25 protein-coding genes and 3 tRNA genes are annotated in these 25,045 nt (G+C 39.2%); 8 read left to right on the top strand and 20 right to left on the bottom strand.

Annotated elements, in window-relative coordinates:
* Nucleotides 1–23: 23 nt before the first annotated feature.
* The 3 genes from BMW42_RS05300 (at nucleotide 24) to bfr (ending at nucleotide 1,449) form a co-directional block, all read left to right on the top strand.
* Nucleotides 24–407 carry a RidA family protein gene (locus BMW42_RS05300; protein WP_035264336.1) on the top strand — a complete coding sequence of 128 codons (384 nt, stop codon included), beginning with the start codon at nucleotides 24–26 and terminating at the stop codon, nucleotides 405–407.
* Between the two features lie 153 nt (nucleotides 408–560).
* Entirely contained in the window at nucleotides 561–755 is a 195-nt protein-coding gene (locus BMW42_RS05295; protein ID WP_035264349.1) for a bacterioferritin-associated ferredoxin, read from the top strand.
* A gap of 229 nt (nucleotides 756–984) precedes the next feature.
* The gene (bfr, locus tag BMW42_RS05290; RefSeq protein ID WP_035264352.1) at nucleotides 985–1,449 is read left to right on the top strand and encodes a heteropolymeric bacterioferritin subunit Bfr; all 465 of its coding nucleotides are present in this window, start codon (nucleotides 985–987) and stop codon (nucleotides 1,447–1,449) included.
* Between the two features lie 36 nt (nucleotides 1,450–1,485).
* On the opposite strand, the gene BMW42_RS05285 is transcribed toward bfr, so the two are convergent.
* From BMW42_RS05285 to tpiA, 15 genes are all read right to left on the bottom strand, one after another.
* On the bottom strand, nucleotides 1,486–3,108 hold the full coding sequence (locus tag BMW42_RS05285) for a PglL family O-oligosaccharyltransferase (RefSeq protein ID WP_092766663.1): 1,623 nt from the start codon (nucleotides 3,106–3,108) through the stop codon (nucleotides 1,486–1,488).
* Between the two features lie 62 nt (nucleotides 3,109–3,170).
* Nucleotides 3,171–4,376 carry an O-antigen ligase family protein gene (locus BMW42_RS05280; RefSeq protein WP_171260679.1) on the bottom strand — a complete coding sequence of 402 codons (1,206 nt, stop codon included), beginning with the start codon at nucleotides 4,374–4,376 and terminating at the stop codon, nucleotides 3,171–3,173.
* Between the two features lie 145 nt (nucleotides 4,377–4,521).
* Complete coding sequence (locus tag BMW42_RS05275; RefSeq protein WP_092766661.1) at nucleotides 4,522–4,992, bottom strand: pilin; 471 nt, start codon at nucleotides 4,990–4,992, stop codon at nucleotides 4,522–4,524.
* Between the two features lie 182 nt (nucleotides 4,993–5,174).
* The gene (locus BMW42_RS05270) at nucleotides 5,175–5,735 is read right to left on the bottom strand and encodes a TPM domain-containing protein (protein WP_092766660.1); all 561 of its coding nucleotides are present in this window, start codon (nucleotides 5,733–5,735) and stop codon (nucleotides 5,175–5,177) included.
* Complete coding sequence (locus tag BMW42_RS05265; protein WP_092766774.1) at nucleotides 5,729–6,799, bottom strand: TPM domain-containing protein; 1,071 nt, start codon at nucleotides 6,797–6,799, stop codon at nucleotides 5,729–5,731. Before BMW42_RS05265 ends, BMW42_RS05270 begins: the two co-directional genes overlap by 7 nt.
* 24 nt (nucleotides 6,800–6,823) lie before the next feature.
* On the bottom strand, nucleotides 6,824–7,414 hold the full coding sequence (locus BMW42_RS05260) for a LemA family protein (protein WP_092766659.1): 591 nt from the start codon (nucleotides 7,412–7,414) through the stop codon (nucleotides 6,824–6,826).
* Nucleotides 7,415–7,565: 151 nt separating this feature from the next.
* Nucleotides 7,566–7,970, bottom strand: a complete 405-nt coding sequence (locus tag BMW42_RS05255; RefSeq protein ID WP_035266025.1) for a ribosome-binding factor A — start codon at nucleotides 7,968–7,970, stop codon at nucleotides 7,566–7,568.
* Entirely contained in the window at nucleotides 7,970–10,684 is a 2,715-nt protein-coding gene (infB, locus tag BMW42_RS05250; RefSeq protein WP_035266024.1) for a translation initiation factor IF-2, read from the bottom strand. Before infB ends, BMW42_RS05255 begins: the two co-directional genes overlap by 1 nt.
* Before the next feature lie 14 nt (nucleotides 10,685–10,698).
* Entirely contained in the window at nucleotides 10,699–12,183 is a 1,485-nt protein-coding gene (gene nusA / locus BMW42_RS05245) for a transcription termination factor NusA (protein ID WP_035266021.1), read from the bottom strand.
* A gap of 39 nt (nucleotides 12,184–12,222) precedes the next feature.
* Nucleotides 12,223–12,747 carry a ribosome maturation factor RimP gene (rimP, locus tag BMW42_RS05240; protein ID WP_035266019.1) on the bottom strand — a complete coding sequence of 175 codons (525 nt, stop codon included), beginning with the start codon at nucleotides 12,745–12,747 and terminating at the stop codon, nucleotides 12,223–12,225.
* Between the two features lie 202 nt (nucleotides 12,748–12,949).
* A tRNA-Met gene (locus BMW42_RS05235) sits at nucleotides 12,950–13,026 on the bottom strand.
* Between the two features lie 91 nt (nucleotides 13,027–13,117).
* Nucleotides 13,118–13,194 (bottom strand) — tRNA-Met (locus tag BMW42_RS05230).
* A gap of 48 nt (nucleotides 13,195–13,242) precedes the next feature.
* Nucleotides 13,243–13,327, bottom strand: a tRNA-Leu gene (locus BMW42_RS05225).
* Nucleotides 13,328–13,380: 53 nt separating this feature from the next.
* Nucleotides 13,381–13,710 carry a preprotein translocase subunit SecG gene (secG, locus tag BMW42_RS05220; RefSeq protein ID WP_035266018.1) on the bottom strand — a complete coding sequence of 110 codons (330 nt, stop codon included), beginning with the start codon at nucleotides 13,708–13,710 and terminating at the stop codon, nucleotides 13,381–13,383.
* A gap of 13 nt (nucleotides 13,711–13,723) precedes the next feature.
* On the bottom strand, nucleotides 13,724–14,515 hold the full coding sequence (gene tpiA / locus BMW42_RS05215; RefSeq protein ID WP_035266016.1) for a triose-phosphate isomerase: 792 nt from the start codon (nucleotides 14,513–14,515) through the stop codon (nucleotides 13,724–13,726).
* 261 nt (nucleotides 14,516–14,776) lie between these two features.
* Here tpiA and pilB point away from each other — a divergent pair, with 261 nt between their 5' ends.
* Genes pilB through coaE form a run of 4 tightly spaced genes read left to right on the top strand, consistent with a single transcriptional unit; the run spans nucleotide 14,777 to nucleotide 19,238 of the window.
* A complete protein-coding gene (gene pilB, locus BMW42_RS05210) occupies nucleotides 14,777–16,486 on the top strand; it encodes a type IV-A pilus assembly ATPase PilB (protein ID WP_092766658.1) in 1,710 nt (569 codons plus the stop codon).
* A gap of 20 nt (nucleotides 16,487–16,506) precedes the next feature.
* On the top strand, nucleotides 16,507–17,733 hold the full coding sequence (locus tag BMW42_RS05205) for a type II secretion system F family protein (RefSeq protein WP_092766657.1): 1,227 nt from the start codon (nucleotides 16,507–16,509) through the stop codon (nucleotides 17,731–17,733).
* Nucleotides 17,733–18,593 (top strand): prepilin peptidase, encoded by an 861-nt coding sequence (locus BMW42_RS05200; RefSeq protein ID WP_035266012.1) that lies wholly within the window; start codon nucleotides 17,733–17,735, stop codon nucleotides 18,591–18,593. Before BMW42_RS05205 ends, BMW42_RS05200 begins: the two co-directional genes overlap by 1 nt.
* Nucleotides 18,594–18,635: 42 nt before the next feature.
* Complete coding sequence (gene coaE, locus BMW42_RS05195) at nucleotides 18,636–19,238, top strand: dephospho-CoA kinase (RefSeq protein ID WP_092766656.1); 603 nt, start codon at nucleotides 18,636–18,638, stop codon at nucleotides 19,236–19,238.
* 16 nt (nucleotides 19,239–19,254) lie between these two features.
* Here coaE and BMW42_RS05190 read toward each other — a convergent pair whose 3' ends face one another.
* The 3 genes from BMW42_RS05190 to BMW42_RS05180 all read right to left on the bottom strand — a co-directional run bounded on the left by BMW42_RS05190 (nucleotide 19,255) and on the right by BMW42_RS05180 (nucleotide 21,394).
* The gene (locus BMW42_RS05190) at nucleotides 19,255–20,181 is read right to left on the bottom strand and encodes a DMT family transporter (protein ID WP_092766655.1); all 927 of its coding nucleotides are present in this window, start codon (nucleotides 20,179–20,181) and stop codon (nucleotides 19,255–19,257) included.
* Nucleotides 20,182–20,187: 6 nt separating this feature from the next.
* Entirely contained in the window at nucleotides 20,188–20,934 is a 747-nt protein-coding gene (gene rlmB, locus BMW42_RS05185; RefSeq protein WP_092766654.1) for a 23S rRNA (guanosine(2251)-2'-O)-methyltransferase RlmB, read from the bottom strand.
* A gap of 136 nt (nucleotides 20,935–21,070) precedes the next feature.
* A complete protein-coding gene (locus BMW42_RS05180) occupies nucleotides 21,071–21,394 on the bottom strand; it encodes a pyrimidine/purine nucleoside phosphorylase (protein ID WP_092766653.1) in 324 nt (107 codons plus the stop codon).
* Between the two features lie 316 nt (nucleotides 21,395–21,710).
* On the opposite strand from BMW42_RS05180, the gene recN reads away from it, so the two are divergent.
* The gene (gene recN / locus BMW42_RS05175) at nucleotides 21,711–23,369 is read left to right on the top strand and encodes a DNA repair protein RecN (RefSeq protein ID WP_092766652.1); all 1,659 of its coding nucleotides are present in this window, start codon (nucleotides 21,711–21,713) and stop codon (nucleotides 23,367–23,369) included.
* A 33-nt stretch (nucleotides 23,370–23,402) separates the two neighbouring features.
* Here the strand turns inward: recN and BMW42_RS05170 are convergent, their stop codons facing one another.
* Both BMW42_RS05170 and lpoB read right to left on the bottom strand, forming a co-directional pair.
* Nucleotides 23,403–24,386 carry a CsgG/HfaB family protein gene (locus BMW42_RS05170; RefSeq protein ID WP_092766651.1) on the bottom strand — a complete coding sequence of 328 codons (984 nt, stop codon included), beginning with the start codon at nucleotides 24,384–24,386 and terminating at the stop codon, nucleotides 23,403–23,405.
* Between the two features lie 52 nt (nucleotides 24,387–24,438).
* Nucleotides 24,439–25,038 (bottom strand): penicillin-binding protein activator LpoB, encoded by a 600-nt coding sequence (gene lpoB, locus BMW42_RS05165; protein ID WP_092766650.1) that lies wholly within the window; start codon nucleotides 25,036–25,038, stop codon nucleotides 24,439–24,441.
* Nucleotides 25,039–25,045: the final 7 nt, after the last annotated feature.

Genomic DNA, 25,045 nt, shown 5'->3' with positions numbered 1-25,045 from the left:
AGATTTGAATAATGGAGAAATAGATGTCCCGCCAAGTCATTCATACTGAAAATGCACCTGCTGCAATTGGTACTTACTCTCAAGCCATTCTTGTCGGCGATACACTTTATCTTTCAGGACAAATTGGATTAGATCCATATAGCATGGAATTGGTTGAGGGCATTGAAGCTCAAATTCGTCGTGTTTTTGATAATCTAAAAGCAGTTTGTGAAGCTGCTGGTGGTTCTTTAGCTGATATTGCCAAACTGAATATTTTCCTCACTGATTTATCTCACTTTCAATTGGTAAACCAAATTATGGGTGAATATTTCGCTCAGCCGTATCCAGCGCGTGCAGCATTAGGCGTTGCAAGTTTACCTAAAGGCGCACTGGTTGAAATGGATGGTGTTGTGATTATTTCTAAATAATTTCAATATCTTAAAAAATACCACCTATGAGGTGGTATTTTTTTATCTAGAAAATCGATGAATTAAACAGCATTTTTAAATGAATTTCATTGACAAACGATAATAATTATCAATAATATCAACTATCGCATTTATCCTTGTGGTTGAGCAGAAATGTACGTTTGTTTATGTCGTGGAATTACAGATCAAGATATTAAAGATGCTATGGCAAATGGCGCTGAATCTTATCGTGAAATTCGTGACTTGCTTGATCTAGGCACTTGTTGCGGACGCTGTGTTCCTGAAGCACGCAGTATTATTAATGAAGAACTTGCTGAAATAGCTGCCAGAATTTCAATCGCCGCTTAATTCAGAATGTGCTAAAAATAATAAGAACTCATTCTATAACTATAATTCAGATTTCCAATTTCTCCCCCCGCTTTGACTCAGCGGGGTTATTTTTTGAAAAAGTGTATTTGATTGCGATTTTCATTTGCTGTTCAATAAATTACTCGTCAGACTTTAGCAAGTTGGGTTAAGATAATCTCTATCGATAGCCTTCTATGATAGGCTGAATTTTGAGTTTGGAGCTAAGATCATGAAAGGCAACCGTGACGTTATTCATCAGTTAAATCAGGTGCTTTACCACCATCTTACAGCCATCAACCAATATTTTTTACACTCACGCATGTTTAATGATTGGGGCATCGAACAACTCGGTTCAGCGGAATATAAAGAATCTATCCGCCAAATGAAGCATGCAGATAAAATCATTGAACGCATTTTATTTTTAGAAGGTCTTCCAAATCTTCAACATCTGGGTAAGCTCTATATTGGTCAACACACCATTGAAGTGCTGCAATGCGATGTTCGGAAAGTAAAAGAAAATATTGAAACGATTCAAACTGCTGTGAAATTAGCAGAAGAACAACTCGATTATGTTACACGTGATTTAGTACAAGAGATTTTAGAAAAAGAAGAAGAGTATTTAGATTGGGCGACCACTCAACTCGATCTTGTCGATCAAGTTGGTGTAGAGAATTATATTCAAAGCCAAATTTAATGATTGAAATAAAAAAATCCCCTTTTGGGGATTTTTTTATTTCAATAACTCATCATACTCAATATGCTGCTTATGCAATATTTCTAAAATCCATAACTGATGCTTCGCTTCTTGCTCCTTCCCATTAAAAGCCAACACTTGTGCATACTTATGTAAATCATATTTTGATGCCAAGTTTGCAACCATTCGCTCTAGATCAGCAAGTTGTTGTTCTGTCATTTCAGTTTTAGGATCTAATCCGATCCACCACACGCGCTCTTTAAATTGGGTAATCAACCAAATTTGCTTTTGCATGGTGTGTTGTTGATCTACTGTTAAAGCTTCAGTCTTTGATGCGAGTACACTTTGCTCTTTATATAAAAAATAATCCCGTGTCGTAACTAAAGCCCCCACAATCGTGATAAGAGCAATCACTGCGAACACTCGACCATTCATTTTTACTGAAGGCAAATTTTTATATTGCGCCTGAATGATGCCCAGTAAGAAACCTGCTGGAAGTAGAAAATAAGCATAATGTAAAGGAAACTCTAACATGCCATGAATGAGAATCGCACATACCATTAATGTTGCAATGATCGAGATATTATCCTTCACCCCTTTATTGAGCCACAGTAGCCAAGCTGTAAAGTACAGAAGAATAAACCCACCTAAAATCAAACCATTCCAGACCAACAGATCTAGAATCATGTTGTGTGCACTTTTATACCAAAGTGAAACTTGGAAGGTATCAGTAATATAGTATTGTGCTAAGCCTGTTTGATTCCATCCATACCCCCACCATGGTTGATGCAGAATTGCAGCTATCATTTGTTGCCACATATCTAGACGAATATCACCTGCACCTTTTGCCACTATTGCTGAGCCTTGAACAGCAGTTTGAGTATCTGTAACAGCAAAAAGCCATTGATCAAGAGATGCTAAATTGGATGAAAGTAATATAAATAAGCCAACCCATAATGCGAGATGGATATGAGAAAATCGATTCTGTTTTTTGACTTGTTTGATTAACCAATAGATCACAATAAAAGCGCAAACGATAATACTTGTTCGAGATTGTGCTAACACCACACCAAACAGTGTGATTAAAGACATTGGCACAAGAAAAAAACTAGAAATTATTTTCTTTTCAAATAGATAAATACTACTTAATAAACTTAGAATGAGTAATGTCGCTAAATTATTCGGCTGAGCTAAATTCGCATACGGGCGATTGCCGTTAAATGAATAAATAATACCTGAAAAGAAGGTATGCATATCCAACCACTGTAGCACAGCAAATATAGCTGAGATAACTCCGACTGAAACAAATGTTAAACAGGTAATTTTAAATACTTGTTCTCTCTTTTTCTGCTCGAGGCAAAGTTGATATCCAGCAATCACCATCAACATAAAGAACAGAATATAAGCAAAACTAAATAAAGCATTGCTGAAATAGATGTTCTGTCCGAAAATAAATTGAATAAGTGGAATACTTAAGAAAGGCAGCAACAGGAGCTGTGGTTTTGGTATGTTTAGTTTAAACTTTGCAAAGCCTAACAATAAAAATGATGCTGCAATAAAAGTTAGTATTTCTGAGCCAAAAGTCGGCCAAGGCGAGCGATGGTATGGGAGGAGCCAAGCCATCACTAACGAAAAAATCGCAAGTACAAAGTATTTCATAACAAGGTTTAAAAAAATGTTTGAGCTATCTTAAATCATTTATTAAATGGAAAGCGTCAAATTTATACGACTCTTTCTAATTTTGTACTACCGCCATGTTCCCAAAAAAATGGGGCTGCTCGACCTTCAGCACTTCCACACCCCACACAAATAATATCCGAACCAAGATGTGTAATAACCAGTAGGCAATAGAGAATAAAAATTGGCAAAAAAAGGTATTTTTCTTTAATTACATATTTCGAATTAGTCGCTACTTGTGTCTTCATTTGACTAAAAGTTAATGCAATAAAAAGTACGCAAATCACTTGAGAAACCGGATAAATAAAATTGCCTGAGAACATCGCATCAATTGCAATTGATAAAACACCCATTTTGAGCACAACATCAACGCTAGATTTCAATAAACGCATAAAATGATACCCTAACCATACCAGCGCGATAATGCCCAATATCCCCCATTCAAAAACTAATCTCAAATAAACATTATGGATATGATGACCATATTGATACTGAATTTGTGCTAAATAGCCCCCACCTGTTCCTAATAAAGGATTTTTCTTCCATTGCTCAAACATAAAAGTCCACATTTCAGAACGGTGTGAACTTGAGTACCTTGCTATATTCAATGACCGCTCAATTTCATGAATGAAATTATAAATGTAATAAATACTTTGGTAGGTTATAAATGCGAAAAATAACCAGATAAAAGTTTTAGAGACTTCTTTTCTATATTCTTGATTTAAAATGAACAACAAAACTAGAGGTATAATTAGACTCAATAAAGCTGATCTAGCTCCATCAACGAACAAGCCTAATCCAAAAAAGTAGCAAATGAATGGATAGAGAATATTGATATATTTATTTAGTCTTTTAACAAAGAAACTTAACCAAAAGATTGGAACGATTACACTATTCAATATACGAATTGAACTTGAATTCATTTGCCAACTATAAAATTTTCCATTCACTATAAATTCATAAAATACTAATGGTATAAACAAATGTATAAATAAAGCGAAAATAATTAATAAAATGAGCGAATTTCTAGTTACTTCTGAATGAAAATCAAATTTATTAAAAATAAAAAATAATAAGCCTAAATTTAACCATAGAATTAAATCTACAACTTGAAACCAGTTTCCAACAGCGCACCACAAAGCTATGAGAATAAAAAAAAATAGCAATGTTTTATCTACAGTGACTTCTTTTTTCTCTTTTTTAAAAAGATAAAACAAACCTAAAACTAGAGCTAGGATGATTTGTAGCACTCTAGATTCATCATATGGGTTCGCGACCCAACCCAAATGAAATCCTAATAGCACTACCACTAAATACAAAAATACAAAAATACTAATACCCATTAATTCAGCAATAAAAAAAGAGCATCATTAGATGCTCTCTCATATTTAGCTATTAAGAAGCCTTGCAAGATGATGGTAAATATTTTTGATCAATTTTGTTTGTACCAGTAGATGTACAAGTCCAATCAGTTGAACCACCATTTTCAACAGAAGTAAGTACTAATTCTTTACCTTGAAGACCACTACTCACATCAGAGGTTTTGAATTGAGCAGTAATAGTACATACTGGAGCTTTACCATCAGCAGCAGCAGTTTTTTGTGCAACTGTCACACTTGCTACATATTTACTTGAGATATCTGCAGCTGCAGGAATACCATTATTTCCGTTGGTAGGACAAGTAGCCGTTTGACTCATAACTTCAATAACTGGAGTTTTTAAACCTGAGGCTAAACTAATTGCATCTGTAACTTGTGAACGTGCAATGTAATTTTGGTAAGCAGGAATCGCAATCGCAGCAAGAATACCGATAATGGCAACAACAATCATTAACTCGATTAAAGTAAAACCTTTTTGAGCGTTCATAACATCTCTCCTAATTTTTTAAGTTCAAAGTTAACAACCTATCCCCAAAATAGATTTTGTTGTTGCTAACTAACTGATGCTATTTTCGGACAACGCTTCAAGGTTGCCAATAAATATTTTTCAAATTTATTTTTAATGTTAATTTATGTAAAAAAGTGACATTTTTTGTCACTTTTCTTAAATCAATTTAAAATAATTGGCTGATTACCGAGCTCATTTGCTAAATCTCGCACTTTATCATCATAAAAACGATTCAAAATTTCCCCGACTTCCATCACGCCAACAATAACACCCTGTTTATAATTTTTATTTTTTAGCTCATTAATCATGTGATCACAGATTGCTTGCCAATCCTGTTGCGTTGTGGCCTTTTGAATTCCACGATCAATCACAATTTCAACTTTCTGCTCACATAGATTTAAATATATCAGTACACCACTATTAAATTCTGTATCCCATACACCTAATTCAGCAAAAAGTTGTTCGGCGCGCTGACGAGTATTCATTGAATAAGCCAAGGCACATGGAATATATCCCTCTATGACCACTTGGATCTCTCCAACATGACCTTGCTCCGCTTGTTTCACTGCCTCTGCAATCGCATTTTGATCCATTTTGGAAAAATAACGTTTAGACGCAGGCAAATAACAAAAATGCTTAATCCAACGCTTGAAGCTCGGTTGAGATGCTTGTTGCAACTTTGGTTCAGTGATAATTTCTGTCGTTTCAGTTTTTGTTACCATGAGCCTGACGCACCTCCCCCACCAAAGCCACCACCACCGCCACTAAATCCACCACCGCCAAATCCGCCTCGACCGCCACTGCCGCCGCGTCCTCCACCAGATAAAAATGCTTGGAAAATCAACTGTGCGATGGATGTAAATAATAAAAAGAAAATTCCAATGCCCACAATCAAGCTGATTAAAATCCCTGAACCATAAATCATGCTCGCAGCAAAAGCAGTAACACCCGCGACCGAAGCACTTAAACGATTACCAATAATAAAAGAACCAATCACACCAGCAATCAAAATGAATAATACCGTGTTAAATGTCTTTTCTTTTGCATATTGTGCTTTTAAGGCTTGTTCTTGTCTAAGTTTCAGTTCTTCAGCGGCTTGTTGGGCAATTTCAGGATCAAGGTTAACGATTCGTTCAATTTCTCTGACTCCTGAAATTAAACCCTGTCCAAATTGATTGACTTTAAAGTAAGGCGTGATTTGTTCACGAATGATTCGACTCGCAACGATATCTGGAATGATACCTTCCAATCCATAGCCAGTTGCGATATGTAATCTTCGATCATTGATTGCCACCGCGATTAACAAGCCATTATCTTGTTGAGCAGAACCCAACCCCCAAGTCTGTGCATTCCGCATTGCAAAATCAAAGATACCTTCCTGACCAGTTGTTGGAACGATGACGATCCCAATTTGAGCCTTACCCTCGCTATATAGACCGCGAATTATTGTATCGAGTTCTGACTTTTCTTGAGGAGAAAGTATATTCGCCTGATCTATCACAGGTTCATTTAATGTAGGGAGTTGACGTTGTGTGTCTCCTTCCTGCATATCATTTGAAACAGTAACAGGAGGTACTGGAGTTGGTTTATTTTGCTGAGCACTTGATGATGGATTTGCTGAATTGGGTAGAATCACTTTTCCCAGCACAATCGCGTCAGACTCATGATCTACTGCTGTTGTAGTTTCTGCATGAACCATTTGCAATGTACAGGTCATCACAAAGACAAATAGCCATGAAAGCAATTTCATACTATTGTGTCTAAGATGCTGAGTTCTCATGCTCATATTCATCAACTTCTAATCATTGATTTAATCAAAAGAAACATTAGGTGCCTTTTGTGCACTCGCTTCAGCACTAAAGTTTTCTTTTGCATCCATGCCAATGACTTTCGCAGTTACGACTTGTGGGAATTGACGAACATAGGTGTTGTAATCTTGGACGGTAGAAATATAGCGATTACGCGCAACTGCTATACGGTTTTCTGTACCCTCTAATTGTACCTGCAAATCACGGAATTGCTCATTCGCTTTAAGATCTGGATAGTTTTCAGTCACTGCCAGCAAACGTGATAATGCACTTGTCATTTGCGATTGCGCTTCTTGATAACGCTTGAATAGTTCAGGATTTTCAAGAACCTCTTTATCAACTTTGAGCCCTGCAACATTTGCACGTGCCTCTGTGACTTCAGTTAAAACTTGTTCTTCATGTTTTGCATATCCTTTAACTACATTCACCAAATTCGGAACAAGGTCTGCTCGACGCTGGTATTGGTTTTGTACCTCAGACCATGATGCAGTCACCGCTTCATCTTTCGCTTGAAGTGTATTGTACCCACAACCTGTGAAAAGCAAGGAACTTGATAATGCGAGCACAACAGCTGATTTTTTTAAAATTTGCATGACATCAACCTCATTATTTATTTGTATTTGTTTAATTAAAAATATTGTATACGCAAATTCAAAATTGAATGTAGCATTTATTTTATGGCTTTAATTTATATAAAAACATTAAGATAAAAAAAGCCACCCTAAGGTGGCTTTTTGTTTGAAATTACTCTTCGTCTTTTTTATCGTCAGCTGGAGGTAAGTCCTTCACAGCTTCAGCAATTAGACCAAACATGTAGTTTCCGTATGCATTAGTTTTATCATAATGGAAACGTAAACGAGGTGTGATACGTGTCTTAATACGACGACTCAGCTCATGACGCAGAAAACCTGATGCTTTATTTAAAACATCTAGAGTATCTTTATTTGCTGCTTCACTTTGCTCATCACCAAGTTCACGTCCCATGACAGTAACATAAACTTCAGCATAGCCTAAATCTGGGCTCACTTTCACCGCTGAGATGGTCACAAGACCACCTAAGCGTGGATCTTTCAGCTCCTGACGGATAAGTTCAGACAATTCACGCTGAACCGTGTCCGCCATACGCTTAAGACGTTGACTACCCGCCATTAAAGACTCCGTTTAATTAATTGAACATCATAGACTTCGATTTTATCGAGCACTTTGATGTCTTTATAGCCTTTGACTGCAAGACCACATTCCATACCAGCACGAACTTCTTCAACCACTTCTTTATAACGGCGAAGTGATTCAAGTTCACCTTGGAACACAACCACGTCATCACGTAAGACACGAATTGGTTTATTACGGTGTAATAAGCCCTCAAGAACCATACAACCTGCTGCAGCACCAAACTTACTCGAGTGGAATACTTCACGTACTTCAGCCACACCAAGAATTGTTTCACGATGTTCTGGTGCAAGCTTACCACTCATTGCATCTTTCACATCATCAATCAATTGGTAAATGATTGAGTAGTAACGAATGTCGATACCATCTGCGTCGGCTTTTTGGCGCGCTGTATTGTCTGCACGAACGTTAAAGCCTAATAAGAATGCTTCTGAAGATTCTGCAAGTGTCACATCAGACTCAGTGATCGCACCAACACCTGAACCAATGACACGCACTTTCACTTCATCAGTTGAAAGTTCAGCCAATGCAACATGAAGCGCTTCCAATGTACCGCGAACATCTGTCTTCAGAACAACATTCACAATCGGCACGTCTTTTTTGCCCATTGAAGCCATTAAGTTTTCAAGACGCATTGCAGATTGACGCTCTAAACGTTTTTGACGTTCACGATCCATACGCGCATCAGCCACTTCACGTGCTTTCTTCTCATCATTTACAACAAGAACTTCGTCACCTGCCATTGGCGCTTCTGGAAGACCTAAGATTTCAACTGGAATCGATGGACCTGCAGACTTAATACGTTGACCATTTTCATCAGTCATCGCACGTACACGACCATAAGATGCACCAGCTAGAACAAGGTCACCTACTTTTAATGTACCATTTTGAACAAGAATCGAAGTAACCGCACCACGGCCTTTATCAACACGTGCTTCGATTACAACACCTTGTGCCGCACCTTCTTCAGAAGCTTTAAGCTCTAGAAGTTCAGATTGGATCAAGATCAAGTCAAGAAGTTCATCAATACCTGCACCGGTGTGCGCAGAAACCATCGCTACAGGGACATCACCACCCCATTGCTCAGGCACGATTTCTTTAGTTGTCAATTCATTCAATACGCGATCTGGATCAGCAGATTCTTTATCCATCTTGTTGATTGCAACAATGATTGGCGTACCTGCTGCACGAGCATGGTCAATCGCTTCCGCTGTTTGTGGCATAACACCATCATCAGCTGCGACCACCAATACAACGATATCAGTTGCTTTCGCACCACGTGAACGCATCGCAGTAAATGCTGCGTGTCCCGGAGTATCCAAGAACGTGATAATACCTTTATCCGTTGTAACGTGATAAGCACCGATATGCTGTGTAATACCGCCCGCTTCACCTTGCGCTACTTTCGCACGACGAATACGATCAAGAAGCGATGTCTTACCATGGTCAACGTGACCCATGATAGTAACCACTGGTGGACGCGTTGTTTGTGCACCACGTGCTTCTTCAGCCGCCTCAAGCAAGTTATCTTCCGCTTGAGTATCTGATACTAGAACTGGGTTATGACCCATTTCTTCAACCACTAGAACTGCTGTATCTTGGTCGATTGATTGGTTTTGAGTGACAAGCTCACCCATTTTCATGAGTGTTTTAATTACTTCACGAACCTTAATCGCCATTTTTGCAGCAAGGTCAGCAACAACAATAGTTGCACCGATTTCAACATCATAAACTTGCTTTTTAACTGGCTTCTCGAAACCATGTTTATTAGCTTGGCTTGATTTCAAACCACGTTTATGAGAGTTGTCACGGAAAGATTGCTCTTCTTGACCACGACGACCACCTTTCTTAGGAGAACGTGCACCTGGTGTGTTATTACCACGCTTAATGTCACGGTCTTCTTTCGCGAATGAATCTTCGTATGCTTGACCAACAAGACCAGCAGCCAATGGAGAATCATCGACCACACGAATCGTTGCAGTTGCATCTTCATTAGAGTACTTAGAAGCCATCTGACGCATTTGTTCAAGCGTACGTTGTTGTGCTTCTTCAGCTGCTTTACGACGTGCTGCTTCTTCGACTGCTTTTAATTTAGCAGCTTCAGCTTCACGTGCTTTTTTCTGTTCTGCAGTTTCAGTTGGCTTAGTTGCTTGTTTAACAATCGGTTTATTTGTTGACTTGCGCTTAACCACAACCGCAGCTTTAGCAACTTCTTGCTTCTCACTCGATTGTTTCGCTGCAGCACGCATTGCATCTAAGTTCGCTTTCGCTTTACTTACTGCAGGTTGCGCCTTCTCTTCAGCTTGAGCTGGTTTAACTTCAACTTTTTGCTGTGCTTTTGCTTCAGTTTCAGCTTTTGCTTTTGCCAATGCTTCAGCTTTAATTTGTTCAGGATCTGGCTTAGTGAACGTATGCTTCTTACGAACTTCTACGTTAATAGTTTTAGCTTTACCTGATGTACTTGCTACTTTTGCAGTACTCGTAGTTTTACGTTTCAACGTGATTTTTCCTGCGCTGCCGCTGTCTTGCCCATGCGCTTTTTTCAAATGAGCGACTAAACGGTCTTGCTGTTCTACTGAGATTGTGTCTTCTGCCTTAGATTGAGGCAACCCAGCATCTCGCACCTGATCTAATAGTTTTTCAACTGGAAGACCTACGCTGACTGCTAACTCTTTAATTGACTTATCCGTCATGTATGACCTCCTCGTTAATTAAACCATGATTCACGTGCTTTCATGATCAATTGACCTGCTTTCTCAGCACCTAAACCTTCGATATCAGAGATATCATCAGTTGCCTGATCTGCTAAATCATCTACTGTGATTACACCGCGAGCCGCTAATGCATAAGCAAGCTCTGAACTCATTCCTTCCATCGCTAGAAGCTCTTCGCTCGGTTCTTGAATATTTTCTTGCTCTTTCAGTGCATCTGCTAATGCAACTTCTTTCGCACGGCTTTGTAAAAGCTCAACCGTTTCTGCATCTAATTCGATTTCATCAAATGTTTCAGCTGGAACGTAAGCAATCTCTTCAAGTGAAGTAAAGCCCATTTCTACCAATGCCATCGCAAGGTCTTCTTCAATATCAAGACGACCTACAAACATATCGAGATATTGCTGTGCTTCATTTTGTTGACGAGCACGGTACTCTTCTTCAAGCATCATATTGAGCTTGTAACCAGTTAACTCAGAAGCTAAACGTACGTTTTGACCTTGAGAACCAATTGCACGCGCCAATTGATCGCTTGTAGCAAAAATAATATCTGCTGTGCGTTCTTCTTCATCAATCACAATACCCGATACATCTGCTGGCTCTAAAGCACTTGCGATATATTGAGCTGGATCATCTGACCAAACTACAACATCAATACGTTCACCGTTCAATTCTTGCTGTACAGCTTGGATACGTGTTCCACGCATACCAATACATGCACCAACTGGATCAATACGATGATCGTTCGTTTTCACTGCAATTTTAGCACGAACACCCGGTTGACGTGCAGCAGCTTTAATTTCGATGATTTCTTCAGAAATTTCTGGAATTTCTTTTTTCATCAAGGCCATTAACATTTCTGGCTTAGCACGAGAAAGTTGTAGCTGCGCACCACGACCTTCACGGTTTACGTTAAATAAAATCGCATTTACACGCTGTTTAGGACGTAAAATTTCTTTTGCGATCATTTCTTCACGTGCAAGATATGCTTCCGCATTCTCACCGAGGTCAATAATGAAACCATCTTTAGTTTGTTTCTTTACTTCACCGTAAATTAACTCACCAACTTTAGATTCATATGCATCTGCAATAAGCGCACGTTCAGCTTCACGAATTTTCTGAACAATAACTTGCTTCGCGATTTGAGCTGCAATACGACCAAATTCAATTGATTCTACTTCAAGCTCACGCACATCACCGATTGACCATTTCGCTGGATCCACATCAGAAATCGCGTCTTGGCATGCAGGCATTTCATGATCTTCATCTGCTACTACAGTCCATTGACGGAAAGTACGGTATTCACCAGTCTTACGATCGATTTCAACGCGCAACTGTGCTTCTTCAGAATTTGTGCCTTCGTAGAATTTTTTCTTCGTTGCAGCAACTAGAGCTTGCTCGAGCGCTTCGAAAATCGCTTCACGACTAACACCTTTTTCATTACTAACCGTCTCAGCAACGGTAAGAATTTCACGGCCCATAAGTCACCTACTATTCAAATTCTTTTAGTTAAGATTAATTTAGTCTTGGTAGATCAAGTTGGCCTTATCGATATTGTGACTATCGATCTCGAGCACTTGTTGCTTTTCAACTTCAACTTGGATCATTTCATTTTCTACATCTACAGCAACCAGTTTCGCTTGGAATTTACGGCGGTTATCCACTGCAGAAATCAAACGTAAAGCAACTTGTTGACCAATATATGCTTGCATCTGTTCAAGTTTAAAGAAAGTACGATCCCAACCTGGAGATGACACTTCTAATGCATATTCACCAGAAATTGGATCATGAACATCGAGGATTGCACCAACTTGTTGGGTAACACGTACACAATCTTGCACACCCACACCACGACCAAGATCAATTTCACCGTCTTCGGAAATAACAGGTTCTTTGTTTGGATCTTCAGGCTTGTCAATGTAGATACGTACTAGCGAACGCTTACCCTGAGGTGTAAATTCTAAACCCCATAGTTCAACATCGCACGCCTCAACAGCGGGTGCGATCAGTTCATACAATGCTTGGGTTTTATTTGATAACTTCATTTACTCTCGTCATTTATGTGCGATTCAATCGGCCAATAGACCGACACAGACTAACTATAGTGATAGCATGATTATTTGGCCAATTGATGTCCACACTACACGATAGATAACAAAAAAGGGCGCATTCGCCCCCATTATTGCACAGAAAAGCAATGCCCACTGTGCAAAAAGGCCCACCTAGTTGTGAGCCTCTTTAGAAACTTGGTAGCGGGAGCTGGATTTGAACCAACGACCTTCGGGTTATGAGCCCGACGAGCTACCAGACTGCTCCATCCCGCATCAACGTGCAAAATTATATCTAAATTTGAATCATTTTTCAATCAGAAAAATTTTCTAATTAGACTTGATTAAGTTGCACCTTAATCAAAAGTGGTAGCGGGAGCTGGATTTGAACCAACGACCTTCGGGTTATGAGCCCGACGAGCTACCAGACTGCTCCATCCCGCATCAACAGATTTTGCTGCAAACACCAACTTAAACTTCTGGATTATAAGTTGGTGCGGAAGGGGGGACTTGAACCCCCACGCCCGAAAGCACTACCACCTCAAGGTAGCGTGTCTACCAATTCCACCACCACCGCAGCTGTGACGCATTCTAGTGGTTTCAATGAAAAATTGAAAGCGAAATATTCAATTATTCAGCTGGTTTTGGTGCAGTTGATGAAGTTTCAGGCGATTTTTGATCAACTTGCTCAGTTGTGTTAATCGTTTTCAAACCATAGGCATCTGTCGTTTGCTGCTTTGCAAAGTAAGCCAAACTAATACTTGTAATAAAGAATAAAGCAGTAAGTATCCCGGTTAAACGTGTTAAGAAGTTACCAGAACCAGAAGCGCCGAATACAGTCGCTGCACCGCCACCGCCAAAAGACGCACCTGCATCTGCACCTTTACCATGCTGTACTAGAATTAAAATAATCATCAATAACGCTAAAATGATGTGTAGCACCAGTACAAAAGATTGCATGATGAACTCCTAATTATTTTGATTGGGCAAATGCTTGCGCAATTTGAACAAATGATTCTGCATTGAGTGATGCACCGCCTACGAGGGCACCATTGATATCAGGGCATGCTGCCAATTCAACAGCATTCTCAGGTTTTACACTACCACCATAAAGAATTGCTATGTTTTGACCTTCAGGTGTAATTTGACTCAATCCTTCACGAATTTTAGCATGCATTGCTTGTGCATCATCCGGGGAAGCTGTTTTACCAGTTCCAATTGCCCAAATTGGCTCGTAGGCGACGGTAATATGCACCCATTGCTCTGGATTCACAACACCTGCAATGTCACAAATTTGTTGTAACACCACTTGCTCAGCTTGCCCACTTTCACGCTGTTCAAGGCTTTCACCCACACAATAGATGATATGTAAGTTAGCAGCTAAAGCATTTTTTATTTTTTCATTAAGAATCGCAGGCGTGTCATTAAATATTTCACGACGCTCAGAATGTCCAATTAATACATAATCGACTTGGCTATCCTTTAAAAGATCTGCGCTAACTTCACCTGTAAATGCACCAGTACCCGCAATACGTGATACATCTTGAGCGACCACAAACACTTCATGAGCATCTGTTGCAAGTTCATTTTTTACTTGGAGTAAAGCCAATAAAGTTGGCGCAACACCAATTTTACAAACATCATGAGCGATTGAAGCTTGCTCAAGCTGTTGTTTCAAATCAGCTAAAAGCTGTTGCGTGTTAGCCTGCATTGGGTTCATTTTCCAATTGCCTACAACCCACGGAGTAATTGTCGAACCCGACATAGATCTAACCTTCTATCAAAAATGCGCACATTCTACACGGATTTTAAAAAATTAACGTAAAAATTCAATGGATACAGATTCAGCACCTAGAATTCTTTAAAAAAAGACAACATAAGACACAATACCCAACAGAATAAGTGAAAAAATTCAATTTTTTCATAGTTTTCGGATAATATTAATGATTTTAAGTATAGAATTTTCTACTTATAACCGTATAATTTTAATATTCGAATTATAAAATGAATTTAAGGCGTATTGGGGATGACTTTAGATCAAAGTGGGCCAAAATTTTCTGGGTTAAGTCGTCGTTTGGTTGATGAAGGCATTTTGACCTCCCAGCAAATGCAAAATGCTATTATTAATTCAAAAAAATCTCATCAAAAATTAGTACCTTACCTCGTTGAACATCTCAAAATACGAGCAAATACGATTGCTGAAATGGTTGCTCAAGAGTTTGGGGAGCCATTGTTCGATTTAGATGCATATAATGTTGAGTTACTACCCAAAGATATCGTTGCAGAAAATCTTGTTACAAAACATGTAATCTTACCTTTATATCAACGAGGTATATCTTTATTTGTAGCGACGAGTGATCCTACAGATATCGAAGCATTGGAAGCAATTCGATTTAATAGTAAATTAAACGTCGTTCCTATTACTGTAGAACATAATAAACTTGAAAAACTGATCGAAAAGCATTTTTCTGAAAATGAGAATTTCAATTTCGGTGATGAAGATCTTGACGTTAACGTGGTCGAGAACGATACACCGCAAAATAATAACGATGATGGTCCTTCAGGTGATGATTCCCCGATTGTTAAGTACATCAACAAGCTTTTGGTTGACGCCATTCGCATGGGTGCATCAGATTTACACTTCGAACCTTATGAAAAAACGTACCGAGTTCGATACCGCGTTGATGGTGTTTTAAGAACTATTGCAAATCCACCATTGCAACTCGCGAATCGATTAGCTTCACGCTTGAAAGTTATGTCTCAAATGGATATTTCAGAAAAGCGTATTCCGCAAGATGGCCGTATTAAGCTTAAATTATCTCGTACTAAAGCGATTGATTTTCGTGTTAACTCATTGCCAACCTTATTTGGTGAAAAAATCGTATTACGTATTTTGGATCCGTCTAGTGCAATGCTCGGTATTGATGCATTAGGTTATGAAGAAGATCAGAAAGCTTTATTTCTTGAGGCACTTGAGAAGCCTCAGGGCATGTTACTGATTACGGGCCCAACAGGTTCTGGTAAAACAGTATCGCTTTATACAGGATTGAATATTTTAAATACTGAAAATGCCAACATCTCTACAGCAGAAGATCCCGTAGAAATTAACTTAGAAGGCATTAATCAGGTCAACGTCAATTATAAAGTGGGCTTAAGCTTCTCAGTCGCATTGAAATCATTCCTTCGTCAAGATCCTGATATTATTATGGTCGGGGAGATTCGAGATCTCGAAACAGCTGAAATTGCAATTAAGGCAGCACAAACAGGCCACATGGTGATGTCTACACTTCATACCAATAGTGCTCCTGAAACCTTAACCCGTTTGCGCAATATGGGGGTTCCCTCTTTTAATATTGCAACTTCGGTGAATCTCGTCATTGCTCAACGACTTGCTAGACGACTGTGTGTACACTGTAAAGTACCTGCTGATATTCCTAAACCAAGTTTGTTAGAAATGGGATTCACAGAACAGGATTTAGCAGATCCAGATTTTAAAATTTATCAACCTGTCGGTTGTCCTGAGTGCCGTGATGGTTATAAAGGACGTGTCGGTATTTATGAAGTCATGAAAGTGACACCTGAAATTTCGAAGATTATTATGGATGATGGCAATGCATTAGAGATTGCAGCTGCATCTGAAAGACTGGGGTTTAAGAATCTTCGACGTTCGGGCTTAATTAAGGTCATGAACGGACTCACTTCTTTACAAGAAGTGAATCGTGTGACCAGTGAATAATTAAAAATAAGGAAATCATTATGGCGGTGAAAAAAGCACAGATGATGCCAACGTTTGTATATGACGGCGTGGATCGCAAGGGAACCAAAGTTAAAGGTGAAATGCCTGCGCGTAATATTCAACTTGCAAAAGTCATGCTCCGCAAACAAGGCATTACGGTGCGTAGTATCCGCGAGAAGCGCAAGAATATTCTTGAAGGCTTAATGAAGAAGAAAGTGTCTACTTTGGACATCACCATCTTTACGCGTCAGCTTGCCACCATGATGAAAGCAGGTGTACCACTTGTTCAAAGCTTTGAAATTGTTGCAGAAGGCTTAGATAATCCTGCAATGCGTGAAGTGGTTTTGGGTATTAAAACTGAGGTCGAAGGTGGTAATACTTTTGCAGGTGCACTACGCAAATATCCTCAGCATTTTGATCAGTTATTCTGCTCATTGGTAGAATCAGGTGAGCAATCAGGTGCGCTTGAAACCATGCTCGATCGAGTTGCGATTTATAAAGAAAAAAGTGAAGTTCTCAAACAAAAAATTAAAAAAGCGATGAAGTATCCAATTACTGTCATTGTGGTTGCAATTATTGTGACCATTATTTTGATGGTCAAAGTGGTTCCTGTCTTCTCTGAGATGTTTAGCTCATTTGGCGCAGACTTACCTGCGTTCACGCAACTCGTAGTGGCAATGTCTGAGTGGGTGCAAAAATATTGGTTTATTTTAATTATTGGTATCGCGCTGACCATTATCGGCTTTATTGAAGCCAAAAAACGTAGTCAAAAATTTGCGGATGCATTAGATCGCACGGCTTTAAGGCTGCCTATTTTTGGTGATTTGGTTTATAAAGCAATTATCGCACGTTATAGCCGTACACTTTCAACCACATTTGCTGCCGGCGTCCCTTTAATCGATGCACTCCAATCAACAGCTGGCGCAACGAATAACGTGGTATACGAGCAAGCAGTTATGCGTATTCGTGACGACGTTGCGACTGGTCAACAACTTCATTTCGCTATGCGCTCGACCAATTTATTCCCATCTATGGCTGTGCAAATGGTAGCGATTGGTGAAGAATCGGGTTCACTCGATGCTATGCTAGATAAGGTTGCAACCCATTATGAAAGTGAAGTCGACAATGCTGTCGATGGCTTAACCTCCATGATGGAGCCTTTGATTATGGCCATTCTAGGTGTCTTGGTCGGCGGCTTAGTCATCGCAATGTATCTTCCAATTTTTCAAATGGGTTCTGTGGTGTAATGAACGAAATAATTGCGTATTTAATTCAATCGCCTACAGCACTCTATTTAACTGTAGGAATCATCAGCTTATGTGTCGGCAGTTTTTTAAATGTTGTCATTTACCGCACACCTAAAATGATGGAGCAAGAATGGCGCCAAGACTGTCAGATGTTTTTACATCCCGACCAAGCCATAATTGATGAAGATAAACTCACGCTAAGTAAACCTGCATCGACCTGCCCAAAATGTAAAACACCTATTCGTTGGTATCAAAATATCCCCGTGATAAGTTGGTTATTTTTACGTGGAAAATGTGGTGAATGTGAAAATCCGATTGGTATTCGTTATCCACTGGTAGAAGTTTTGACTGCTGTTTGCTCATTAGTGGTCGTCGCGGTATTTGGTCCAAGCCTACAAATGCTTTTTGGCTTAATTTTAACGTGGACACTGATCGCACTCACATTCATCGACTTCGATACACAACTTTTACCCGATCGATATACTCTCCCCTTGGCTGCACTTGGTTTAGCGGTAAATAGCTATGCACTCTACACCTCACCTACCTCCGCAATTTGGGGATATTTGATTGGTTTCCTCTGTTTATGGGTGGTGTACTATCTATTTAAAATCGTGACAGGCAAAGAAGGAATGGGATATGGCGACTTCAAATTACTGGCCGCGCTTGGTGCATGGATGGGTCCATTTTTATTACCGCTCATTGTCCTACTTTCATCCTTAGTCGGTGCAATCATCGGCATCATTTTGATGAAAGTCAAAAAAGAAAATCAGCCCTTTGCTTTTGGACCTTATATTGCGATTGCTGGATGGATTGCATTCTTATGGGGTAACGAAATTATGAAGGTTTATTTAGGGGGTTAAGCTAAAATAAGCCCCCATTATGATAATTACAAGGTTTTTTACATGCGCTTTATTTTGGGCTTAACAGGTGGTATTGGAAGTGGAAAAACTGCTGCAAGTCAGTGGTTTGAAACACAAGGTATTACTGTTGTTGATGCAGATATCGTAGCACGTGAAGTGGTTGAAATTGGAAAACCTGCACTACAAAAAATTAAAGATCATTTTGGGGATTGGGTGCTATTGGAAGATGGCGCACTCGACCGCAGAGCGTTAAGAGACCATATTTTCAAACATCCTGAAGCTAGAAAGATATTAGAAAATATTACGCATCCTGCAATTCGCCTATCGATTATTGAACAACTACAACGGGCGACCAGTCCTTATGCCATTTTAGTTTCCCCACTCTTATTTGAAACCAATCAACACCAACTTACTCAACGTACTTTACTGATCGATGCATCCACAGAATTACAAATCTTGCGTGCTTCGCAACGTGATCATCAAGACATTGAGCAAATTAAAAAAATAATGAGTGCGCAAATGTCTCGTGAAGAAAAATTAAAACGTGCAGACGATGTTGTTATTAATGATGGTGAACTTGATCATCTCTATCAACAACTCGCAGTAAAACACCAATATTATCTCGATATTACACAACAAGCTTAGATTTTAAAAAAGCAGTCTAAGAAGACTGCTTTTTTTGTTGCTCAAGTTTTTGGCTTAGTGCATCTTGGCGACCCAGCCATCGCCATGGTTGTAATGCGCCTATCGCCATACCCAACAACCCAAATAACATCGCAATACTTAAAGGTTCATTTAACAAAGGCACTGCCAAAATTGCAGCTAAAAAAGGCGCTAAATTGGTAATGCTCCCTGCTTTAAAAGCCCCGAGTCTTTTAATCGCTTCCACATAAGTTAAAGTTGCAATAATGACCACGAATATGCCATGAAATATTGTCTGAAACAGTAAATGCTGAGGCTCAGGAGTACTAAGATCTTTGGGTAAAAATAACACGTAAATGGGTACATAAATCACGGCTGACCAGATGGCAACTCCACACATCGCCTGCCATGCACTCAGTTGGAATTTACGCAGTAATACGGTAAATATTGCCCAAAAAATGGCGCTCAAGAAGAATAATCCATCACCAGCACCAAAAGGAATGCCTGATTCACGATACATCAGGAGACTCATAATACCGAGCACGGTGATCATAATGAGCAAACTTGCCCATGTATGACGATCAAAAGCCTGCTTCATCAATATAAAAGCCACGATGGCAGTACAAATAGGAATACAACCATTGAGAAAAATTGCAGCATGCGCAGTCGGTGCATAGTGAAATGCGCTATAAGCCAACAAACAATAGATCACACCACCAATCATTGCCAAAATAAATGGTTCTTTTTTAAGTAAAAAAGAGGCTTCTCTACGATAAAGTAAAATCGGCATTAAGATCAAAAAAGCCAGTGAAAAACGCAGTGCCACAATGTCCCACGTATTGATGTGCCATAGCGCATTTAATCGTGCAGTGAGGGTAAATCCCCCCCAGATGCACATGGTAGTAATAAGAAAAAAATAGCCTTGGGCTCGATCTGAAAGTGCCATCTCAAATTAGGCTTGACGTTGTCTACACGCTTCGTAAAGTGCCATGCCTGTCGCCACACTCACATTCAAACTTTGTAAATTGCCACTCATTGGAATATAAACTTTGTGATCGCATTGCGCCTGAGTAATCGGTCTTAAACCAGTATCTTCAGCACCCATAATCACTGCGACAGGACCAGTCAAATCACATTCGTGAATAGGTAGAGCATGCTCATCTAACATCGTGCCAATCACTCGAACATTAAAATCATCTTTGATTTTAGCTAAAGTACGAGCCAAATTCGTCACTTGGATAAATTTAACTTTCTCTGCACCACCAGCAGCAACCTTACGAGCCGTTGGTGTTAAGCTCGCAGAACGATCACGAGGAACAACAACCGCGTGTACGCCCATGGCTGCCGCAGTTCGAATACACGCACCCAAATTATGCGGGTCCGTCACTTGGTCAAGCGCCAGTAAAAAAACATTGTCTGTACTTTTGATTAATTGCTCAAGATCATTTTCATTCATCGTTGGATGAGGACGAACTGCAGCAACGACACCTTGATGAAAAGGTTGTCCAGCCAGTTTTTCAAGGCTGTCTCGGCTCGCTTTTTGAATACTAATTCCGAAAGGTTCAGCCAACTCAAAAATACGTTTTAAACGTTGATCTTCACGACCTTTTAGTGCAAATAGAGTCAAAACGCGTTCAGGTTCTAACTCCAACAATGACTCCACAGAATGAACGCCATAATAATATTCGGGTTTAGCCATGAACGACCTCAACTCACTAAGACAATACAATAATATAGAAAAGAAAAATCCCGCAAAGCCAACTTTACAGGATTTTATATAGCGAATAGTTTAACCGATTTGACCATTGAATGTTGGTCAAATTTTTTTTTGGTAATTAACCTTCGAAATGACAAACGTAGTCTAATACGTCATCTGTTTCGATTTTGAAACGGCTCTCACCAGGCACGTAAAACGACTGCCCTGCACGGAAAAGCTCATGTTCTTCATTGTCTGCAATTGTGACACGACATTCACCAGAAATAATTTCCATACGCTCTGGTACATGTGTTTCAAAAGTAAGCGGTTGTTCCGTCGGTAGAATAACCCCAAGTGTTTTTTTCGTACCGTCTTCAAATTGAACAGTGTGGCTAATACACGTCCCGCCAAAATAAACATTTGATTTTTTTACAACAGATACATGATCAAATTGTGATGACATGCGTATTCTCCAAATAATGCGCATTTTATAAATTTTAATTGCCGTAGTTTAATTGCGCTCGAGCAACTAATCAATCAGTGTTTTGCAATGGTTTTTATAAGCAACTTTTATTCCCTATTGATGAAATTTAAAGATTTTTTTGATTTCTTCTATATATCTTTTGTACACAGTTAAAAGAATATATTCAGTCACTAGTAATCAACCTAATTTCAGTTAAAATGCAAACTAAAAGTTCTCATATTCAAATGTCGTGACTTGAGACTAAAACAAAATTTCTCTATCTTAGAATCCACACTTTCGCAGCTCGGATGCGTTTATGCTGACACACCTTAATCTGATCAACTTTGCTTTAGCCGATAACTTAGCCATTGATATTGATCAAGGTTTCAATGTTCTTACGGGTGAAACTGGTGCAGGTAAATCTTTATTACTCGATGCATTATCAGCGTGTTTAGGCGAGCGTACTGATACGAATTACGTTCGTTATGGTTCAGATAAGGCTGATGTTACAGCCGTATTTAGTTATCAAGATCAAAGTCCTGAAGCTGAATGGTTAAGCACTCATGAGCTGGCAGATGAATCGGGTGAAATTCACCTAAGACGGGTAATCTTTGCTACAGGTCGTAGTAAAGCTTGGATCAATGGACGTCCAAGTAGTCTGTCAGAATTAAAGGAAATTGGCAGACTCTTAGTCCAACTTTACAGCCAACATAGTCAGCAACAATTGTTAGAACCGCCCTATCCAAAACATTGGTTAGATCGTTACAGCAACTTTGGTCAACATACGCTTGCTGTCAAAGACAGTTATAACGCATGGCAAAAAAATATCCGACAGCATCAAGCTGCGCTTGATGCACAGACCACCCGCCTTCAACGCATTGAGACACTAAATCTTCAATTAGAAGAATTAGAAGAAGTGGTTCGACTTGACTATAAAGAAATTGAACAAGAGTTCGATCGCTTAAGTCATCATGAACACATCATGCAAGATTGTAGTTATGCAATCAACGTTTTAGATGAGTCTGATCAAAATATCACTCAGGAAATTTCAAGTATTATTCGCAAGCTTGAATCTCATGCAGGTCGTAGTGATTTACTCTCTGAAATTTATAACTCATTATTAAATGCGCAAAGTGAAATCGATGATGCCAGTGCGAATTTAAAACAATTCATTGACCGTCAAAGTTTTGATCCTGAACGAATGGAAGAGTTAAACACACAACTGGAAATATTCCATCGTTTAGCGCGCAAATATCGAGTACAACCCGAAGATTTAAAATCAGAATACGAACATTGGCAGGCAGAGCTAGAACAACTACATCAACTTGAAGATCCAGAGACTTTGGCTGAACAAGTTGAAATTTCACATCAACAATTTATAGAGAAAGCTCAATATCTAGATGATATCCGTCGTAAAGCAGCAGAGCCCTTAGCCAAACTCTTAACAGAACAAGTCAAACAACTGGCTTTACCAGAAGCTCATTTTGAATTCCGTTTCGATCCTCTGGAGCAGCCTTCATCTGAAGGGTTTAGTTTTATTCAATTGTTGTTCACAGCAAACAAAGGGATTCCACCTCAACCGCTTGCGAAGGTTGCTTCTGGTGGTGAATTGTCACGTATTGCATTGGTCATGCAAGTCATGAATGCAGAAAAAACCGAAGCCGAAGTACTCGTTTTTGATGAAATTGATGTGGGTATCAGTGGTGGAACAGCTGAGATTGTCGGTCGCTTATTGGCTGGATTAGGTCAACATGTTCAAATTCTATGTATTACACATCAAGCCCAAGTTGCAGCGCAATCGGACCAACATTTGTTAGTGAAAAAATTGCAAACAGACCCTGCTAGCAGCACTATCGTTGAGCTTGATGAAGATCAGCGGATATTAGAGCTTGCTCGCATGACTGGTGGTGTCGAAATTAGCGAGACCACCCTTCAACATGCAAAACAATTAAGACAATTAAAGTTTCAAAATTGAAAAAAAATCCCAGTTTTTCAACTGGGATTTTTTTCACCATTTAATTGGTTTTTCACTAGAACCAGGCGTCATTTCATAAGTAGGTACAAAGTTTGTCCCCTCACCTAATGATTTAGCCTTTAGTTTGAGTGCAACTAAGACATCATCAGCCAATGACTCTGCGAGCTTTTCAGCGCCGCTAGCTTGGATTGTATTATCTAATAAATTTTGAACCTGATTTTTACTCATATTACGATTAAAATTACCAGCAGCAACAACTTTACTTGTGTTCGCCTCAATCACTCGCCAAGATAGTCTTACTTGTTCAGCACCATGATTTAAGCCATACATGGTTTGTCCATTATCTTGGCTTAAATTATTTATACGTCCCACTAGTAGATAATCCGCTCCAACTTTTTGTTGAAGTCTGGCCATTTCTTGTGGAGCACCATCCCAGAAAAGGAACTCATTTTCGAATTGCATTTCTTCTAAGTAGTGACGATCTACCAAGCTTAATTGACCAGACTGGGATAAATAATTTCCCAAACTATCAGCGAGTTCTGAGCTAAACTCTCTCGCAGTCTGATTGCTGGCTACACGATTATTTTTTTCAAAAAATTGAAATGGTAAAACAGCAATCCTACGCTGTCCTTGATCCTGAACTGAAGATTGAAATTGAATAATATGAGCACGAACTTTTGCACGATAATTATTCTTTGATCCAGAAATACTCAAAACCTGAAATTTTGAAACTGATCCAGAGCCTGAGCTTTCCACACTAAAGACAGGTGAAGATTTACCTACATATGTCCATTGGCGATTAGACAAAGACATATTGACCGTCTGCTCCATATCAACGCGTTGAGAAACTGTTGTACCATTAACAGATTGAACTGCAATAAGTAAAGCTTCAGATATAGCTTGATGTTGTGTAGAACCACTTCCTGAAGCCTCTTTCACAACCTCTTTCAGCTGTGCATATGCAGAACTACTGCAAACTCCTAAGATTGCTAAAGCAGATATAAGTATTTTTTTCATAAATTTCTTCTAAAGTGATTACGCCTAAGACGTAATCACTGAGCTATTTTTATTACAGACCAAATGCAGAGCGCTTACCTGATTTACGAATTTCTTTTTCGCTTGTCCATTCAACAATACCCGTTTGGACATTTTGTAATTTCAAAGTAAATTTGTAGTACACATCGCTACGGCCACCAGCATTTTTAACAATGCTAGAGAGATTCCCATTCAGCATAAATTCCGCACCAATATGACCGCCAGCTTTAACAGAAGTCGCTTGATTAACTAATCCACTATTTTTTTGATAATTCAATTGATTCGCCATAGCGTTAACAGCTGTCATATCTACAAAACGAAACTTACCAGAGTTAATCAATTTATTTTGAATGGTGTCAGTAATTGATTCCGTATCAATATGTTCTTGAGTTTTATTACGTATACGATCAACAAACATAACGGGACGGCGTGTCTGAGTAAGTTGGACGATTACTGGAAATGTCAGCATGTCATCAACCATTTTGTCTGCAATCATTTGCAAATCCGTTGATCCAAAATCAGTTGTTAAAGTTTCAACAGATTGTGCATCACCATAACGAACCGCACTAGTCGATGCACAACCAGTAAATGCGGCTGCCATTAATACTGAAGCAAATAAAACTTTAATATTCATTGTGAGA

The sequence above is a fragment of the Acinetobacter sp. DSM 11652 genome (assembly GCF_900109815.1).
In the GTDB taxonomy this organism is placed as follows: Bacteria; Pseudomonadota; Gammaproteobacteria; order Pseudomonadales; family Moraxellaceae; genus Acinetobacter.
The sequence above is the reverse complement of the archived record's forward strand: the minus strand, read 5'-3'. Positions and strand labels throughout refer to the sequence as shown.